This is a genomic window from Rhizobium sp. PRIMUS64 (assembly GCF_023006465.1).
GTDB classification, from domain to species: Bacteria; Pseudomonadota; Alphaproteobacteria; order Rhizobiales; family Rhizobiaceae; genus Rhizobium; species Rhizobium leguminosarum.
In genome coordinates this window covers 1-17,000 of record NZ_JALBGX010000032.1, presented here as the reverse complement: position 1 = coordinate 17,000, position 17,000 = coordinate 1, and the positions used below count along the sequence as shown (strand labels likewise).

Here is a 17,000-nt window from a genome sequence, read left to right as displayed (position 1 = left end):
TCGAGGCGAAACCATTCGTGGCGGCATCAGTGACGATCCGCCCATTTGCCGACGGTGAAAATCGCGCTAGAGTATTAGCTATCGCAGAGTCTCCCCGGAGGAACTGGGAGATGTTGCGCTCATTTCTGTCGAAAATCGTGGAGGAGCGTCGATGGCAACTGAAAGATGGAACAGCCCGGTCAAGGTTGGTTTCGAAAATGCCGATGCGCGAACGGTCAATGGTCCGTTCGATGCGCTAAAGTGCCTGGCGGATCTCTGGCCGAGTGTGCGCGGGCTTCGTTATATCAAGGCCCGCAGCACCTGCCGGGCAGCGCTCGACGGGCGCAAGAGCGTGGAAGAGGCGAGAGCCGAGTTTCTGGCGGCAGCCGAAGAGGCGAAGCTGAAGCTTCATTGAACTGGCGCATAATCCTTTCCGAAAATCGATTCCGATTTTCGGGGTTATGCGCTGCACTTCGGTCAGGATTTCCAGGCCGCTTCAGGTCGTTCGTAAACGGAACGTGCCGGAACGGGACAATGATTTAATTTTACTTAACCCTGCATCGAACTCGCGCCGGGTTTTGGTGCAACAGGCGTTGCGCCTGGTACAGGGGTCTACATAGAAGATGGCCAGCCATCATGATGATGGTTAGAGGATCGTCACCTCTGCGGAAACGCAGGCGAGCCTCGTCCGAGCAAAGCTGATGTTTCAGCAGTCCGCGCCGCCCTCATTCTCCACTTCGACATAACCGACACCAATGATCGTGCCATCCGCCGCGCGGATGAAGGACGGCAAATACTGAGGATCTGCCGGCGTGCAGGCGACGGTCCCGGTATATTCGTTGAGGGCGATCTGGTCCTTCGGCAAAGCGGAATAATTCGTGCCGGTTTCCAGCGAGGCATGGGCGGAGCCGGCAAAGACACCGCCTGTTATCAAGGTCATTGCAGAGATGCGAAGAAGCGACTGCATGGGGGTCTCCAGCGTTTAGGTCCGGCCTTTCAACCCGTGGGAGGGTGTTTTGGTTCCCTTCATGCATCGCAAAGACATGAGCGCGCAAACCGGCGCGGCAAGACTTCAGCGTCGCAGCAGGCGACCACGCACATAGCCTCGCCCGACGACGCCCTCGGCGATCTCGATCGCCCGCTCGACATCGCCCCGCCGGCGCACGAAACCCTCCAGGATGAGATAGGAGCCCGATATGCCGACGGTGATTTCGCCGGCTTCGAAATCGGCGGCCGCATGAAGGGCGCTTTCCACCGAGGCGCGCGTCGCGGCATCGCTGTGGCCCTGCCGGCCGGGCTCGTCATGCCCCGTGAATGCTGGAAAGCCGAGCACCGTGAACGTTTCCTGATGTTGGTTGATGTCTGTTAACGTCGCAGGTACGCATTTCGTTGCGTTCCCCGGAAAAGAAGAGCCTGCTCGACAGCGATACCTGCGCGGGCGGCATGGGCTACCCTTGGCGAAAGGTGCGGCGACTTCCATATCTGGCTGCAGTCGAAAGAGGGATGATGACGATGAAAGCGCTTCTGCCTGCCTTGTTTGCCGGGGCATTGCTTGCCGGCTGCTCCTCGGCCGATACGCCGGCGCTGGAACCCATTCCCGGCAGCATTACCTATGGCGGCCAGCCGCGAACGAAGCTCACCAAGTCGCCGGTCGGCAGCGCCGTCTACAACCAGTTCTACAACGGGACGGGACAGCGCGTGGAGGAAACCTATATCCTTCAGCCCGACCGCAGCCTGAAGCTGGTGCGGCGCGTAGTCGGTCCGGATTTCCCCGACTGAGATGTTGCTCGCGCGCCAGATCGCTTGACAGAGGCGGCAATCGCGAACATTCAAGGAACATCTAATCTTTCCCCAGTGATTCTGCGGGAGCCCGACCGGACGGCTGGATGTATCTCGAAAAGCTCAATCCGCAGCAGCGCATGGCCGTCGAGCACGGCACGCTCATCGACGGCAGCCATATTGCCGGGCCGCTGCTGGTCATTGCCGGCGCCGGCTCCGGCAAGACGAATACCTTGGCGCATCGGGTCGCCCATCTGATCGTCAAAGGCGCCGATCCCCGCCGCATCCTGCTGATGACCTTTTCGCGCCGGGCAGCCGCCGAGATGGCGCGGCGCGTCGAGCGCATCTGCCGCGATGTGCTTGGTGCGAATGCCGGCGTCATGGCGGATGCGCTTTCCTGGTCCGGCACCTTCCATGGCATCGGCGCGCGGCTGTTGCGCGATTATGCCCAGCAGATCGGCCTCGATGCCGATTTCACCATCCACGACCGCGAAGACAGCGCCGATCTGATGAACCTGATCCGGCACGACCTTGGTTTCTCGAAGACGGAAAGCCGCTTTCCCACAAAGGGCACCTGTCTTGCCATCTATTCCAGAGCGGTGAATTCGGAAACCGCGCTCGACCTCGTGCTACGCGACGTCTTTCCCTGGTGCGCGGCGTGGGAAAAACAGCTGCGCGAACTTTTCGCCAGCTATGTCGAGGCCAAGCAGAGCCAGAACGTGCTCGATTACGACGATCTGCTGCTCTACTGGGCGCAGATGGTCGGCGAGACTGTCATTGCCGAGGATATCGGCAGCCGCTTCGACCATGTGCTCGTTGATGAATATCAGGACACCAACCGGCTGCAGGCCTCGATCCTGCTGGCGCTGAAGCCCGGCGGCCAGGGGCTGACCGTCGTCGGTGACGATGCGCAGTCGATCTATTCCTTCCGCGCCGCGACGGTGCGCAATATCCTCGATTTTCCCGCCGCCTTCAGCCCGGCCGCCAATATCGTCACCCTCGACCGCAACTACCGCTCGACGCAGCCGATCCTCGCCGCCGCCAACGCCGTCATCGATCTCGCCTCGGAGCGCTTCACCAAGAACCTCTGGACCGAGCGGCAATCATCCGAGAGGCCGCGCCTCGTCACGGTGCGCGACGAGGCCGAGCAGGCGCGCTACGTCGCTGACATGGTGCTCGACAACCGCGAGGAAGGCCTCACGCTCAAGCAGCAGGCCGTGCTCTTCCGCGCCTCGCATCACAGCGGGCCGCTGGAGGTCGAGTTGACCCGGCGCAACATTCCCTTCGTCAAATTCGGCGGGCTGAAGTTTCTCGACAGCGCGCATGTGAAGGACATGCTGGCCGCCCTTCGCTTCGCGCAGAACCCGCGCGACCGGGTGGCGGGCTTCCGGCTGATGCAGATCCTGCCGGGCGTCGGGCCGTCGACGGCGCAGAAGGCGCTCGACCTGATGGCCGAGGATGCCAGCCCGATTTCTGCTCTCGCTGCCATGCCGGCGCCGCCGCGTTCCGGCGAAGACTGGACAATGTTCGTCTCGATGCTGCAGGAGCTGAAGACCGGCAAGGCCGGCTGGCCGGCGGAAATCGGCCTGGCGCGGCAATGGTACGCGCCGCATCTGGAACGGCTGCACGAGGATGCAGCGACGCGGCAGGCCGACCTGCTGCAGCTCGAGCAGATCGCCGGCGGTTATGCCTCGCGCGAGCGTTTCCTCACCGAACTCACCCTCGATCCGCCGGATGCGACCAGCGACCAGGCGGGCGTGCCGCTTCTCGACGAAGACTATCTCATCCTGTCGACCATCCATTCCGCCAAGGGCCAGGAATGGACGAAGGTCTTCATGCTGAACGTCGTCGACGGATGCATACCGAGCGATCTCGCCGTCGGCACCACCGCCGAAATCGAAGAGGAACGCCGGCTGCTTTACGTCGCCATGACGCGCGCCAGGGATGGTCTCGACCTTGTCGTGCCGCAACGCTTCTTCACCTATGGGCAGAACTCGCAGGGCGACCGGCACGTCTATGCCTCACGCAGCCGCTTCATTCCTGCGACCCTGCTGCAGTTCTTCGAGGCCTGCAGCTGGCCGCAGGTGAAATCGCAGACCGTCGCCCAACAGCAGGCGCGGCAGGTGCGCATCGATGTCGGCGCCCGCATGCGCGGCATGTGGCGATAACCGGATAGCGTTCAGAGTGAAAGCGGCGGTTCGGCCGGTTTCAGAAAATGCTCGACCGTTGATGCCTGCACGGCCTCGACTGACGCCGGCGACCATTGCGGATTGCGATCCTTGTCGATGACGGCGGCGCGGATGCCCTCGAAAAAATCGGGATTATCAAGCATCTGCAGACAGGCGCCGAGTTCGCGGCCGAGGCATTCGGCAAGCGAGGCGCTGCGGCGGCCGGCCCTGAGCAGCCGCAACGCGAGCTTCAGACTGGTCGGTGAACGCGTCAGCATCACCCGGCGCGTCTCGGCGGCGAATTCGCCTTCCTCCCCGGCAAGCGCTGCCAGGATTTCCTCGACGTTGTCGAAACGGAATGCGCGATCGATCATTGCTGCGTTCTGCCGCAGCCGGCTTTCTCCCTGAGGCTCCGAAAGCGCCTGCAGCACGGCATCCACGTCGCTGGATGAACTGCCACGCGGCAGGCCCGAGAGAGCATCGATCACCTCACCCAGCCGAGGCGACGCGATCTGAAGGTCGGCAAGCCCAGCGTGGATCGCGTCGGCAGCGCCGATATCGAGCCCTGTCAGGCCGATCCATGTTCCGGCTTCGCCCGGCGCGCGCGGCAGCAGCCAGGTGGCGCCGACATCCGGGACATAGCCGATGCCGGTTTCGGGCATGGCAAGCCGCGTGCGCTCGGTGACGATGCGGTGGCGGCCGTGCGACGACAGGCCGACGCCGCCGCCCATGGTGATGCCGTCCATCAGCGCAACATAGGGTTTGGGATAGGAGGCAATCAGATGGTTGAGGCGGAATTCCTCGCGCCAGAAGCTTGCCGCCAGGCCATCGCCGGCGCGAGCACTCTCATGCAGGACGCGGATATCGCCGCCGGCACAGAAGCCGCGTTCGCCCTCTCCCGTCGCCACGACGCTCGCCACCTCGGGATCCCCGGCAAAAGCGTGAAGCGCCCCAGTGATCGCCCGGATCATCGGCAGCGTCAGGCTGTTCAACGCCCGCGGCCGGTTGAGCCGGATCACCCCCGCGGTCTCCCGCCGTTCAACGATGACTTCGCCGTCTTGCATGGTTCACCTCATCCTGTTGAACCATGAATAGACGACGATGTAGCTTCGCTCCAGTCGATTTGCGGCGGATCGAGATCGATCATTCAGGCAGACAGCGAATTGCGGGCGGAGGCTGCGGCCTCGCACCGGGCGGCGTAATCGATGGCAAGTTCCAGCGGCAGCGGCCGCGAGAAATGATAGCCCTGCGCCAGACGAACGCCCATCGCCTTCAATCCCTCGGCGATCTCTTCGCTTTCGACGCCTTCGGCGACGGAGGCAATGCCGAGATTCTGGCAGAGATTGGCGACCGAGCGGGTGATGTTCATGCAACGGGCGTCACGATCGAAATTCATCACGAAGGACTTGTCGATCTTCAGCTTGTCGAAGCCGAGACGATGAATATGGCTGAGGCTCGAATAGCCGGTGCCGAAATCGTCAAGGGCAATCGAGATGCCGGCGGCGCGCAGCATAGTGATTACCTGGTCGGCGGTGTCGAAATCGGAGAGCAGTGCCGTCTCGGTGATCTCGAATTCGATGCGCCTGGGATCGATGCCGGAGCGGGTGATCATGGCAAGCAGCGCCATCGAGGTCTCGTGGTCGCAGATATCGCGTGCCGAGAGATTGAAGGACAGCCTGAGATGCCGTGGAATGATCGCCAGCGCTTCGAGCGCCTTGGCGAAGAGGATGCGAGTCATGCGGCCGATGACTGCCGTGCGCTCGGCAGCGGGAATAAAGGCTTCGGGACTGATCCGGCCGAAGCGGGCGCTGTCCCAGCGGGCGAGCGCCTCGTAAGCGACGACGCGGCCGCTCCTCAATTCGACGATCGGCTGATAGTCAAGTTTCAATTCCTTCGCGAAGTCGTTCGCCTGCAGCTCGAGTTCGATCAGGTGGCGCTGGGTCAGGATCTTCTCGTGCTCGGCCGAGAAGAATTCGACACCGCTGCTGCGCTTGCTCTTGACCTGATAGAGGGCGAAGTCTGCTTTCTCGTAGAGATCCTCGGCCGTGTACTCGCCGATATCGGGATAGACGATGCCGCAGGAACCGAAGACACGGACCGAGCCGTCGGGGATTTCGTAGGGATCGCGGACGGCAGCACAGAGCGCCTGACCAAGATCGGCGATCGCCTGGCGTGTCATCGAGCAGGGGAAGATGATACCGAACTCATCACCGCCGAGACGAGAGACGATGCCCTCTTCGCCGACCAGCGTGACGAAGCGGCGGGCCGTCTCCTTGAGCACGAGATCGCCGGCGGCATGGCCGAAGACGTCGTTGACAGGCTTGAAGCCATCGAGATCGAGAATGCCGAGGACGGGCGGCGTCGACGGATCCTTCTGCAGCCGTTTTTCCAGCGAGAGAAAGAAGCTGCGACGATTGGCAAGGCCGGTCAGTTGGTCATGCAGGGCGTTGCGGCTGTTGACGAGGTTCAGCTCCTCGGCTTCCGCCTGCTTCTGCTTCAGCTCCTCGGTCAATTGCACGAGACCGACGAAATTCTGGAAATAGCTGTTGATCACCCGGAGAAAGGGCAGGATCAGGAAGAGGCCGCTGACCGCAGTCGCGACGAAAACGGGATTGCCGGAGAACATGAAGGTCGCAACCATGGCCGAGAAGGTGATCACAGTGGTCAGCGCGGCCGCTATCGGCAGATGCATCAGGCAAAAGATGCAGGAAATGCCTGTCACGACAAGGAAATAGGCGATCTGACCCTGCTGGGAAGCGTCGCCATATTGGTAAAGCGCGATCGCCCAGCTGCCGAAAGCGACGGCAAGGATGGCGGCGCCTGATATAGTGATCTTCATCAGCCTGTAGGCCCGCTCGGCGGTCACGTCTTCCTTGCCCCTGATCTCCCACCAGCAGAGACGGAAGACGCAGACGACGCTCAAGGTGACGGGAATGTAGAGCGAGAGCCACAGGGGCGCGGATTTGAGGTGGGTGATCGCCACCGCAAGGGCGTTGATGATCAGCAGGACATAGAGAATGGGGATCTGCGACGACAGGGCCTGGAACTGCGCCAGCAGAAGCGTCGGATTGTCTTTTTGCAGCTGCAATGAGGCCAGAAAGTTCTTCATCTTCTCTTTTCCGTTGGCCAGAGCCAGCCAGAGAAAGCTTGATTTTTCCTTATTCACGTAACGGCATTGGGCCCCCGCAGACGCGGGGACCGTAAACAGGCTCCAGCATCAGAACGAAGCGGCGGCGAGTGCCCGGTGAATGCTGTGCAGGTCGTCGACGCTCTTGTTCGACAGGAACAGTTCCCAATCGAGCGAGCTCTGGACGATGGTTTCCAGCGAATCGTATCTGGGCTTCCAGTCGAGCACTTGCCGAGCGAGCGAAGCGTCTGCGACGACGCTTGCCGAATCGCCGACGCGCCGCGGCGCCATATGGATCTTGAAGGAATGCCCGTGCAGACGGGTGACCATGTTCAACACGTCGAGCACGGAATAGCCGCTGCCATAACCGCAATTGGCAACGAGCGAGCCCTTGCCTCTGCGCAGGTGCTGCAGCGCTTTCAGATGTGCATCCGTGAGATCGCTGACATGGATGTAGTCGCGCACGCCGGTGCCGTCATGGGTGGGATAATCGATGCCGTAGACATTGACGCTGTCGCGCCTGCCGAGTGCTGCCTCGCAGGCGACCTTGATGAGGTGCGTGGCGCCTGACGTCGACTGGCCGGCACGGTGGTGGGGGTCGGCGCCGGCGACATTGAAGTAGCGAAGCGCGACATAGTTGAAATCATAGGCGGCGGCGGCATCGCGCAGCATGAACTCGGTCATCAGCTTCGACTGGCCGTAAGGATTTTCCGGATTGAGGGGGGCGGTCTCCTTCACCGGCAGGTCGGTCTTTTGCTGACCATAGACGGCCGCCGTCGAGGAGAAGACGAAGTTGCGGATACCGGCCTTGACCGAAGCACTCAGAAGCGCCCGGGTCTTGCCGGAATTGTTGTCGTAATAGGAGAGCGGATCGGCGACCGAGACCGGGACGACGGCGGAGCCGGCGAAATGGATGATCGCCTCGATGTCGTTTTCAATGAAGACCTTTTTCAGTATGTCGGGGTCGGCAATGTCGCCGAGATAAAAACGCGCCGCCGGCGCCACGGCCCAGCGAAAGCCTGTGGAGAGGCGATCGAGCACGACCACATCCTCGCCCGCATCGAGCAACGCCCACACCATGTGACTGCCGATATATCCGGCGCCGCCCGTCACCAAAACCGCCATGTCCCGCATCCCTGCTTTCGTTTTTATAAGCAGGGGCATCAGGCGCCGGTTTTTCTTTCCAATTTTCTTATCGAATGGCCTTTCAAGGGGCTTTGAACGGGTATGTTTGGAGTTGTGGTTAGAGGCCGATTTCGGGCTTTGCTAGAGTTTTATCGATCCGGCGATTCCGGCACAAATTCGATCCGGCCACCCGCCACGATACCTGTTGCGGCCAGTGCTTCTCAGAGCTTGAGGATATAGTCGCAGAGACGCTCGGCCGCGGTCGCTACCTGCGTGGGGTCACGCAGGAAACAGGCGCGCAGGAAGAGTTCGCCGCCTCGGCCGAAGGCCGTTCCGGGTGCCAGGCCAACGCCTGTCTTGTCGACGATGTCGAGCGCTGCCCTGCGGCTGTCGGCGACGCCGTCGATCTTCAGGAAGGCGTAGATCGCGCCGTCCGGCTTCAACGTCTCGACCCGGTTGGTGGCGATCAGCGCATCGCAGAGAATATCGCGGGAGCGGGCCGCCTTGGCGATATTGGCAGCGACGAAATCGTCGCCTTGATCAAGGGCTGCAACGGCGCCCTTTTGCATGAACTGCGCCACGCCCGATGTCGAATATTGGATGAGGTTTTCGAGCACCTGTCCCATCTCCGGCGGTGCGACAATCCAGCCGACGCGCCAGCCGGTCATCGACCAGTTCTTCGAGAAGGAATTGACGAAGATGATCTTGTCATCAGGCTCGATCACATCGAGGAAAGAGGGCGCGCGGCCACCGGCAAAATAGTAGCGGGCATAGATTTCATCCGCCATGATCCAGAGGTCGTGCCTGCGGGCAAGCGCCAGGATGTCGACAAGGTCCTGTTTCGTGGCCGTCCAACCCGTCGGGTTCGACGGCGTATTGATGAAGATGCCCTTGGTCTTCGGCGTGATCGCGGTTTCGATGCGGTCAAGGTCGACCACCCATTTACCGCCTTCGAACTGCAGCTCAACACCGACGGAGCGCGCACCGGAGATTTCGAGAGCGGCGGCGATATTCGGCCAGGAAGGCGAGAGGCAAACCAGTTCGTCACCCGGCGAGGTCAGCGCCTGCACGGCGATCTGGATCGCCTGCATGCCGGAACCGGTGACGTAGAAATGCTCGATCGGAAGCCGGATTCCGAAATGTCTGGTGTAATAATCCGAAAGCGCCTGGCGAAGCTCCGGAATGCCGCGCTGCCAGGTGTAGAAGGTCTCGCCGGCGGCCAGCGCGTCCATCGCCGCCCTGCTGATGAAATCGGGCGTCGGCAGATCGCCTTCACCCACCCAGAGCGGCAGCAGACCTTCGCGGCCACGGGCATAATTGACGACTTCGACGATCCCGCTTTCGGGCGCCGCTACGGCGCGCGGGCTGAGGCTGCTCACGATCGACATGCATATCTCCGGTTTCCGCCTTCATAGCGGATTTGCGCCGGCAAATCCCATGACATCCAGTGATGGCATATCTATTTTCGTGATGATTGAGCCCGGCGGGAGCGGACGGGCTCCAGCCCGGATCAAGCCGTCGGGCGCGTGGCGAGAAGATCGCGGATTTCCGTCAGCAGCTGAACGTCTGCCGGCGGCGCTGGCAGCTCTTCCGGTGCCACCTTTTCCTGGCGCTCGACCTGGGCACGCAGGGTGTTTACGCCCTTGACCATCAGGAAGATGATCCAGGCGAGAATGAGGAAGTTGATGAGCACGGTGAGGAAACTGCCATAGGCAAACACCGCTCCCTGCTCGCGGGCGGCGGCGAGCGACTGTGCGTTGACGGCCGACGACAGTGGGAGAAAGTAATTCGAAAAATCGAAACCGCCGAAAATGGCGCCGACGATCGGCATAATGAGGTCATCCACCAAAGATTTGACGATGCCACCGAAGGCGCCGCCGATGATGACGCCGACTGCAAGATCCATGACATTGCCGCGGGCGATAAAGGCCTTGAACTCATTGAGCATCGGATCCGTCTCCCTTTGATACAATTGTTTTTATTAGCTACATCTTCATTGCAATTAATCAATCGGCAATCGCAATTATTCGGGGATACCCCGTGCGGTCTTTGACTTAAGGCCTAGACCGGCGGGATTTCTCAAAGTGTCTGAAATAACTTAAGCTGACCCACGTTGCGGGAGGTCCCGGCGGGTTTTCCGCCGGCGGAGGGTCAATGCTTCCAGGCTGGGTCATATTCGCGTCTGCCTTCGGCTATCTGCTCCTGCTTTTCGCCGTGGCGAGCTATGGCGACCGCAAGAACCGCAGCCCGGGTGCGCTCGACCGCGGCCGGGGCACGCTGGAAGGCGGATGGCCGGTGGTCTATGCGCTGAGCCTTGCGATCTACTGCACCTCCTGGACCTATTTCGGCAGCGTCGGGCTTGCGGCGCAGCGCGGCCTGGAATTTGCCGGCATCTATATCGGCCCCATCCTGGTCTTCACGCTCGGCATGCCGTTGCTTCGCCGCATCATCGAGCTCGCCAAGGCGGAGAAGCTCACCTCGGTCGCCGATTTTGTCGCCGCGCGCTACGGCAAGAACCCGACGGTTGCCACGATCGTCGCCCTGATCTCGCTGATCGGCGCCATTCCTTATATCGCGCTGCAGCTCAAGGCGATCTCGAGCACGGTCAGCGCCATGGTCAATCCGTCCGATTACGGCATCGGCAGCGGCAATCTCTATTTCCTCGACCTGCCGCTCGTCGCAACGCTGGTGCTTGCCTGCTTCGCCATCATGTTCGGCACGCGGCATACGGATGCGACGGAGCATCAGGATGGGCTGATCCTCGCCGTCTCGATGGAATCCGTCGTCAAGCTCGTCGCCTTCCTGACGGCGGGCGTCTGCGTCATCTGGTTTCTCTTCGATGGCCCGACTGATCTGTGGCGCAAGACCGTCGACAATGAGCTGGTCATGTCGGCGCTCAGCTACCATACGCCGATCAGCCGCTGGATCACCCTGATCATCTTGTCGGCTTTCGCGATCATCCTGCTGCCGCGGCAATTCCACGTGACGGTTGTCGAAAACCGAACCCCGAAACAGCTGAAACTCGCAGGCTTCCTGTTTCCCAGCTATCTCATCGCCATCAATCTCTTCGTGCTGCCGGTGGCGATCGGCGGGCTGCTGACCTTCGGCGGCACCGGGAATGCCGATTTCTACATGCTGTCACTGCCGCTTGCCGGCCAGATGCCCGTCATTTCGCTGATCATCTTCATCGGCGGTTTCTCCGCCGCAACGGCAATGGTCATCGTCGATTCCGTCGCGCTGTCGATCATGGTGTCGAACGATATCATCATGCCGATCTTCCTCAGGCGCAAACTCGCCGGCCGCGCCAGCCAGCGCGACGATTTTGCCAAGACGCTGCTCAACATCCGCCGCAGCGCCATTTTCGCCGTGCTGCTGTTCGGCTACGCCTATTACCGTTCGACCGACAGCACCGCCGGCCTTGCCTCGATCGGCCTTCTTTCCTTTGCCGCCATCGCGCAAATCGCCCCAGCGCTGTTCGGCGGACTGATCTGGCGACGGGCAAACGCGCGCGGCGCGATCCTCGGGCTGACCTCCGGCTTCGTCATCTGGGTCTACCTGCTGTTCCTGCCCTCGCTCGGCGGGCCTGATTATTCGTATGTGGCGAGCGCCGTGCTCGGCTTCATCTTTCCCGGGACCTCGCTGTTCACCGCAGCCGACGCCGATCCGCTGGTCAATGCGACGGCGATGAGCCTGCTCGTCAACACCGCCTTCTTCGTCGTCGGCTCGCTCACCCGCAACGCCAAGCCGCTGGAACGCATTCAGGCCGGCATCTTCGTCAAGCGGCATTCGCGCTCGCAATTTGCCACACGCGGCTGGAAGACCCGCATCAGCGTCGGCGATCTCAAGGCGGCGATCTCACGTTATCTCGGCGAGGAACGCATGCAGCGCTCGTTCACGACTTACGAACAAGGCTCCGGCCGCAAGCTGGAGGACGAGCAGCCGGCCGACATGGCGCTCATCCATTTCAGCGAACAGCTGCTCGGCAGCGCCATCGGCTCATCCTCGGCCCGGCTGGTGCTGTCGTTGATCCTGCAGAAGATCGAGGATGCCTCTTCCGACACGGCCTGGCTGCTCGATCAGGCGAGCGAGGCGCTGCAATATAACCAGGACATGCTGCAGACGGCGCTTTCGCAGATGGACCAGGGCATTGCCGTCTTCGACAGTTCCAACCGGCTGACGATCTGGAACCGGCGCTTCCGGCAATTGCTGGATCTGCCGGAAAGTGCCGGCCAGGTCGGTTTTCCCTTGTCCGATATCGTCACCACGCTCAGCCAGCGCGGCGACATCGCGCCCGGCGATCTCAGCCAGACGGTGCGGCATTTCCTGACGCTCGACAAACCCTTTTCACTGGTGCTCGGCGGCGGCGAGCGGATCATCGAGGTGCGCTCCAATGCCATGCCGGACAAGGGCATCGTCGCCACCTTCACCGATATCACCCAGCGCGTCAGCGCCGACCAGGCACTGAAACAGGCGAATGAGACGCTGGAACAGCGCGTCGCCGAACGCACGGCCGAGCTTACCCGGGTCAACCGCGAACTCGGCGAGGCACGCGCCGCCGCCGACGAGGCGAATATCGGCAAGACACGCTTTTTCGCCGCCGCCGGCCACGATATCCTGCAGCCGCTCAATGCCGCCAGGCTCTATTCCTCGGCACTGGTCGAACGCATGGCGCAATCCGAGAACAGCCCGATCGTGCGCAACATCGATTCCGCTTTGGAATCGGTCGAGACCATTCTCGGGGCCGTGCTCGATATCTCCAGGCTCGATACCGGCGCCATGCGGCCGCGGCTCGCTTCCGTCGCGCTCTCCGACCTGCTGGAGCGTATCCAGACCGATTTCGCCCCGATCGCCCGCGAAAAGCAGCTGAAGCTGGTGGTGATGCCGACGTCGCTCAGGGTCCGCTCCGACCCCAATCTTCTGCGCCGGCTGGTGCAAAACCTGGTTTCCAACGCCATCAAATACACGATCACCGGCAAGGTGCTGGTCGGGGCGCGGCGGCGCGGCAACCAGGTGATCATCCAGGTCATCGATTCCGGCATCGGCATCCCACCGTCGAAATTCCGCACCGTGTTCAAGGAATTCGCGCGGCTGGACGAAGGTGCGAAAACCGCCTCCGGCCTCGGGCTCGGCCTGTCGATTGTCGACCGCATCGCCCGCGTCCTCAACCATCCGGTCGAGCTGCAGTCGACACATGGCAAGGGCACGGAATTCCGTATCGCCATGCCGCTCGACGTCTCGCGCCCGGCCGCGGCCACAGCGGCAATCACGCCTGCCGACCGTCCGGGGCAGCCGCTGAGCGGGTTGACGATCCTCTGCATCGACAATGAGCCGAAGATCCTCGAAGGCATGCGGCTGTTGATCAGCGGCTGGGGCTGCGAGGTGGAGGCGCTGGATTGCCTCGCCGACGTCACCGCCGTCGATGGCCAGGAGGGAGCGCCTGATATCGTCATCGCCGATTATCATCTCGGCGACGGCACCGGCATTGCCGCAATCCTGCATCTGCGCCGGCAGTTCGGCGCCGATATCCCCGCTTTGCTGATCACGGCCGACCGCACGCCGGAGGTCCGCAGCGAGGCCGAGCGATACGGCATCGCCGTTCAGCACAAGCCGGTGCGGCCGGCGGCGCTGCGCGCCTATATCACCCAGATTTCCGGCCTCAAGCGCGCAGCTGCGGAGTAAGAGGCAGCCTACAGCGGCGCGCCCATGACGCGCGAGACGAGATCGCGCACGCGCGCTGCATCCGGCACATCGCCGAACAGGATGCGGTACATGATCGGCGCCACGACCTGATCCATGACGCGCTCGACATCCGGAAAGGCCTCGCCGCGGGCCTTCGCCCTCTCGGCGATGAGACCGACCTGCTGGCGGGTAAATTCAGCGCATTTACAGGCATTTGCGCTCGCTTGCGCCGCCAATACGTCGCGGATCATCTCGCGGCCCGGGCCGGAGGACATTTCCTCGGCATATTGCTCGGCCCAAGCTTCCAGATCGGCCTTGCCGCTGCCGGCATCGATCGGCTGCATATCCGGCCGCAGCCGATCGACGGCGACATCGGCGAGAAGCTGTTGCAGGTCGCCCCAGCGGCGATAGATGGTCGACGGCGTCACCCCCGCCTTGCCGGCGATCAGCGGGATCGTCACCTCGGCGCGGCTCATCTCCGCCAGCAGCTCACGGACTGCCTTGTGCACCGATGCCTGAACCCGGGCGCTTCTGCCGCCCGGACGGAGGTTCTCTTTGACTGTCATGCCTGCAACCCGACTTTCGCCCCTTGACACCGTTGGTTCAAAATCTTTGATAGAACTATTAACGCAAATAATTTGCTTTTATGAGGCGCCAGCTCTACATAAGCTAACGCAACGGCTTAGCTTTAAGGGGCTTATATATGTTCGCCGCAGCCAAATCCACCGAGAATTCGCCACGCCCCTCGATCGGCTTTCATGCGCTGACGCTCGCGACCTTCTTCGGCGCCTCCGCGGCGCCGACGCCGCTCTACCGGATCTATCAGGAAAACTTTTCCGTCTCGCCGGTGCTGATCACGGTGATCTTTGCGGTCTATGCCTTCGCGCTGCTGGCGGCGCTGCTGACCGCCGGTTCGATCTCGGATCATCTCGGCCGCAAGCCGGTGATCTTTTTCGCCCTCGTGCTCGAAATCGTCGCCATGGCGCTCTTCGTTGTCGCCAGCGGTCCCGGCTGGCTGATCGCAGCACGGATCGTACAGGGGCTGGCAACGGGAATCGCCGGCGCCTCGCTCGGAGCAGCGCTCGTCGATGTCGACCGGGCAAAGGGACAGATCGTCAACTCGATCGCGCCGCTTTCCGGCATGGCGGTGGGTGCGGTCGGCACCAGCGCCTTGATCCAATACGGCCCCTTCCCGATGCATCTGATCTATGCGCTGCTGCTCGTCGCCTTCACGCTGCAGGCGGCCGCCATCTGGCTGATAGGCGAGACCGGGGGCACGCGGCCGGGGGCGCTCGGCTCGCTGATACCGCGGGTCACCGTTCCGCCGCAGGTGAAGCGGCCGCTATCGCTGGTGACGCCGATCAACATCGCCAACTGGACGCTTGCCGGTTTCTATCTCTCGCTGGTCCCGTCCTTGGTCGCCACCACGACTGGCAGCCGGGCGCCGCTGACCGGCGGGGCCGTCGTCACCGCATTGATGGTAAGCGGGGCGATCGCCGTCTATCTCAGGCGCAGCAAGACGGCATCGGCCAATCTCGCTTTCGGCGTATCGGCCAAGACGCTCGGCATCCTGACGGTCGTTGCCGGCGTACATCTCGCCAATGTGCCGTTGCTGCTGATCGGCACAATTTTTACTGGCGCCGGTTTCGGCACCAATTTCCTCGGTTCGATCGGCACGATCATGCCGCTCGCCAAACCGGATGAGCGGGCCGGGCTGCTGTCGGCCTTCTACGTCCAGAGCTACCTCGCCTTCAGCCTGCCGGCGATCCTGGCCGGGTTCCTGGCAAAATCGGCCGGCTACGCGCTGACGACCGATATCTATGCGACGGCGATCCTGCTGTTGATGGGCGTCGGGATGATGAGCATTCGCGCCGACCGGCGCAGGGTGGCGGAGAGCGCTGTCTGAGGACGCAGTTCACGGCTTCAGATCAAGCAGCGCCCGGCCGCTGCCATCCATGGCGAAGGGCACCGAGGCGTGCTGGTGGGCAACCAGCCAGCGGCCGTCCTGCTTGACGAGACCGAGGGTCTGGCGGAACCAGAGATCGACTTCGGTGCCATCGGTCTTGGTCCCGGTCATGCGCATGAGGCCGCTCCAGAAAGCGACATCCTCTCCGGCCGTCAGTCTAGCATCGCGCACCTCGCCGCCGATCGGGCCTTCCCACGTATCGAACCAGGCTTGCAGACCCGCCTCGTCCTGGCCGTAATAGACGAGCGGCGGCGCCAGCGAAAATTCGACGGAATCCTCGGCCTCATAGGAAAGCGCGTCGCTGGCGTTCTTCTCACCCAGCGCCTTGGCCCGCATCATCAGCATGGCGATGATCGCCTCTTCCTCGATCCTGGCATTCGCTTCATCTTTCACGGTCGTTCTCCTTCTCCGTTATGGACAGAGGACGAACGGGAGGAGGACGATCCGACAGGGATGCATTTCCGTTTGCGCAATTCCAGCAGAACTGCTGCGCAGCTTTGCTGGAATTGCTTCAAAGATAACTCGTCACCGCCGGTTCGTTCCACCAGGCATCGTGCCTGCCGTCGGAGTAACGGACAGGCAGTGCTGCCAGTTCCTCAGGGGTGATATCGTCAAGGCAGGCGATGTTGATCGAGACATAGGCGCCACCGATCGCTTCGACATAACCGTCGCCATAGGCCGGCACACCGCAGGTGCGGCAGAAGCGGTGATGACCGCTCCTGGTGTTGAACTGATAGTCGGACGTTTCCGCCTGGTCGCACATCAGCCGGAAATCCTCCGGCTTGACGTTGGCGCCCCAATAGCGCCGTTTGGCGCAGATCGAGCAATTGCAGCGGCCGGTGCCCTCGTCGAGGTCCATGTCGACCTCGTAGTGCACTTTGCCGCAATGGCAGCTTCCTCTGTAAGTTTTCTTCACGGCGCTCTCCTCCTTCGGCGTTGTCTTCAGTCTCCGGATATGACAATATGTTGTCATTATGGATGAGATACAAAATCGACAACATGTTGTCAAACAAAATCGACCGGAGCGGACCATGGAGGGGGATGCCTTTTCCGCTTTCGCGATCACCGCCCTTCGCCTCGCCGGCCATCTGACGGCGGCGGGCGACCAGTTGGCAAAGCCGGCAGGACAGACGAGCGCGCGCTGGCAGGTGCTGGCGGCGGTACGACGCGGCGGCAT

Annotated in this window: 15 protein-coding genes and 1 pseudogene; 6 read left to right on the top strand and 10 right to left on the bottom strand. The window is 62.1% G+C overall.

The window, feature by feature from the left end; translation table 11 throughout:
* The first annotated feature begins 151 nt into the window (after positions 1-151).
* Positions 152-394, top strand: coding sequence for a DUF982 domain-containing protein (locus tag MOV76_RS15035; RefSeq protein ID WP_018244702.1), 243 nt, complete (start codon positions 152-154; stop codon positions 392-394).
* A gap of 291 nt (positions 395-685) precedes the next feature.
* On the opposite strand, the gene MOV76_RS15030 is transcribed toward MOV76_RS15035, so the two are convergent.
* Together MOV76_RS15030 and MOV76_RS15025 are read right to left on the bottom strand one after the other, a co-directional pair.
* Complete coding sequence (locus MOV76_RS15030; protein ID WP_018244701.1) at positions 686-946, bottom strand: hypothetical protein; 261 nt, start codon at positions 944-946, stop codon at positions 686-688.
* Positions 947-1,051: 105 nt separating this feature from the next.
* Positions 1,052-1,312, bottom strand: coding sequence for a BON domain-containing protein (locus tag MOV76_RS15025; protein WP_247264788.1), 261 nt, complete (start codon positions 1,310-1,312; stop codon positions 1,052-1,054).
* Between the two features lie 179 nt (positions 1,313-1,491).
* Between MOV76_RS15025 and MOV76_RS15020 the strand changes: the two genes are divergently transcribed.
* Both MOV76_RS15020 and MOV76_RS15015 read left to right on the top strand, forming a co-directional pair.
* Positions 1,492-1,758 carry a membrane protein gene (locus MOV76_RS15020; RefSeq protein ID WP_026230863.1) on the top strand — a complete coding sequence of 89 codons (267 nt, stop codon included), beginning with the start codon at positions 1,492-1,494 and terminating at the stop codon, positions 1,756-1,758.
* A gap of 107 nt (positions 1,759-1,865) precedes the next feature.
* Positions 1,866-3,926 (top strand): ATP-dependent helicase, encoded by a 2,061-nt coding sequence (locus MOV76_RS15015; RefSeq protein WP_131607022.1) that lies wholly within the window; start codon positions 1,866-1,868, stop codon positions 3,924-3,926.
* A gap of 11 nt (positions 3,927-3,937) precedes the next feature.
* Here MOV76_RS15015 and MOV76_RS15010 read toward each other — a convergent pair whose 3' ends face one another.
* From MOV76_RS15010 to mscL, 5 genes are all read right to left on the bottom strand, one after another.
* Positions 3,938-4,990 carry an enoyl-CoA hydratase/isomerase family protein gene (locus tag MOV76_RS15010; protein ID WP_247264787.1) on the bottom strand — a complete coding sequence of 351 codons (1,053 nt, stop codon included), beginning with the start codon at positions 4,988-4,990 and terminating at the stop codon, positions 3,938-3,940.
* 83 nt (positions 4,991-5,073) lie between these two features.
* Positions 5,074-7,035, bottom strand: a complete 1,962-nt coding sequence (locus MOV76_RS15005; protein ID WP_115157052.1) for a bifunctional diguanylate cyclase/phosphodiesterase — start codon at positions 7,033-7,035, stop codon at positions 5,074-5,076.
* Positions 7,036-7,143: 108 nt separating this feature from the next.
* Positions 7,144-8,178 (bottom strand): UDP-glucose 4-epimerase GalE, encoded by a 1,035-nt coding sequence (galE, locus tag MOV76_RS15000; RefSeq protein ID WP_247264786.1) that lies wholly within the window; start codon positions 8,176-8,178, stop codon positions 7,144-7,146.
* 221 nt (positions 8,179-8,399) lie between these two features.
* Positions 8,400-9,566 (bottom strand): pyridoxal phosphate-dependent aminotransferase, encoded by a 1,167-nt coding sequence (locus MOV76_RS14995; RefSeq protein ID WP_247264785.1) that lies wholly within the window; start codon positions 9,564-9,566, stop codon positions 8,400-8,402.
* A gap of 122 nt (positions 9,567-9,688) precedes the next feature.
* Positions 9,689-10,126 (bottom strand): large conductance mechanosensitive channel protein MscL, encoded by a 438-nt coding sequence (gene mscL / locus MOV76_RS14990; protein WP_012755977.1) that lies wholly within the window; start codon positions 10,124-10,126, stop codon positions 9,689-9,691.
* A gap of 206 nt (positions 10,127-10,332) precedes the next feature.
* Between mscL and MOV76_RS14985 the strand changes: the two genes are divergently transcribed.
* A complete protein-coding gene (locus MOV76_RS14985) occupies positions 10,333-13,857 on the top strand; it encodes a hybrid sensor histidine kinase/response regulator (protein WP_247264784.1) in 3,525 nt (1,174 codons plus the stop codon).
* A gap of 8 nt (positions 13,858-13,865) precedes the next feature.
* On the opposite strand, the gene MOV76_RS14980 is transcribed toward MOV76_RS14985, so the two are convergent.
* Positions 13,866-14,423 carry a TetR/AcrR family transcriptional regulator gene (locus MOV76_RS14980; protein WP_018244692.1) on the bottom strand — a complete coding sequence of 186 codons (558 nt, stop codon included), beginning with the start codon at positions 14,421-14,423 and terminating at the stop codon, positions 13,866-13,868.
* 137 nt (positions 14,424-14,560) lie between these two features.
* Here MOV76_RS14980 and MOV76_RS14975 point away from each other — a divergent pair, with 137 nt between their 5' ends.
* Positions 14,561-15,763 (top strand): MFS transporter, encoded by a 1,203-nt coding sequence (locus MOV76_RS14975; protein WP_166480621.1) that lies wholly within the window; start codon positions 14,561-14,563, stop codon positions 15,761-15,763.
* A 9-nt stretch (positions 15,764-15,772) separates the two neighbouring features.
* On the opposite strand, the gene MOV76_RS14970 is transcribed toward MOV76_RS14975, so the two are convergent.
* Together MOV76_RS14970 and MOV76_RS14965 are read right to left on the bottom strand one after the other, a co-directional pair.
* Positions 15,773-16,216 carry a nuclear transport factor 2 family protein gene (locus MOV76_RS14970; protein ID WP_130651692.1) on the bottom strand — a complete coding sequence of 148 codons (444 nt, stop codon included), beginning with the start codon at positions 16,214-16,216 and terminating at the stop codon, positions 15,773-15,775.
* 118 nt (positions 16,217-16,334) lie between these two features.
* On the bottom strand, positions 16,335-16,739 hold the full coding sequence (locus MOV76_RS14965) for a GFA family protein (protein ID WP_247264783.1): 405 nt from the start codon (positions 16,737-16,739) through the stop codon (positions 16,335-16,337).
* Between the two features lie 58 nt (positions 16,740-16,797).
* Here MOV76_RS14965 and MOV76_RS14960 point away from each other — a divergent pair.
* A pseudogene (locus MOV76_RS14960) lies at positions 16,798-17,000 on the top strand (MarR family transcriptional regulator); the annotation flags it as partial.

Bases quoted from the DNA above. Each gene is read 5' to 3' on its own strand.
- MOV76_RS15035 (WP_018244702.1), top strand. From the start codon at position 152: ATGGCAACTGAAAGATGGAACAGCCCGGTCAAGGTTGGTTTCGAAAAT.
- MOV76_RS15030 (WP_018244701.1), bottom strand. From the start codon at position 946: ATGCAGTCGCTTCTTCGCATCTCTGCAATGACCTTGATAACAGGCGGT.
- MOV76_RS15020 (WP_026230863.1), top strand. From the start codon at position 1,492: ATGAAAGCGCTTCTGCCTGCCTTGTTTGCCGGGGCATTGCTTGCCGGC.
- MOV76_RS15015 (WP_131607022.1), top strand. From the start codon at position 1,866: ATGTATCTCGAAAAGCTCAATCCGCAGCAGCGCATGGCCGTCGAGCAC.
- MOV76_RS15010 (WP_247264787.1), bottom strand. From the start codon at position 4,990: ATGCAAGACGGCGAAGTCATCGTTGAACGGCGGGAGACCGCGGGGGTG.
- MOV76_RS15005 (WP_115157052.1), bottom strand. From the start codon at position 7,035: ATGAAGAACTTTCTGGCCTCATTGCAGCTGCAAAAAGACAATCCGACG.
- galE (WP_247264786.1), bottom strand. From the start codon at position 8,178: ATGGCGGTTTTGGTGACGGGCGGCGCCGGATATATCGGCAGTCACATG.
- MOV76_RS14995 (WP_247264785.1), bottom strand. From the start codon at position 9,566: ATGTCGATCGTGAGCAGCCTCAGCCCGCGCGCCGTAGCGGCGCCCGAA.
- mscL (WP_012755977.1), bottom strand. From the start codon at position 10,126: ATGCTCAATGAGTTCAAGGCCTTTATCGCCCGCGGCAATGTCATGGAT.
- MOV76_RS14985 (WP_247264784.1), top strand. From the start codon at position 10,333: ATGCTTCCAGGCTGGGTCATATTCGCGTCTGCCTTCGGCTATCTGCTC.
- MOV76_RS14980 (WP_018244692.1), bottom strand. From the start codon at position 14,423: ATGACAGTCAAAGAGAACCTCCGTCCGGGCGGCAGAAGCGCCCGGGTT.
- MOV76_RS14975 (WP_166480621.1), top strand. From the start codon at position 14,561: ATGTTCGCCGCAGCCAAATCCACCGAGAATTCGCCACGCCCCTCGATC.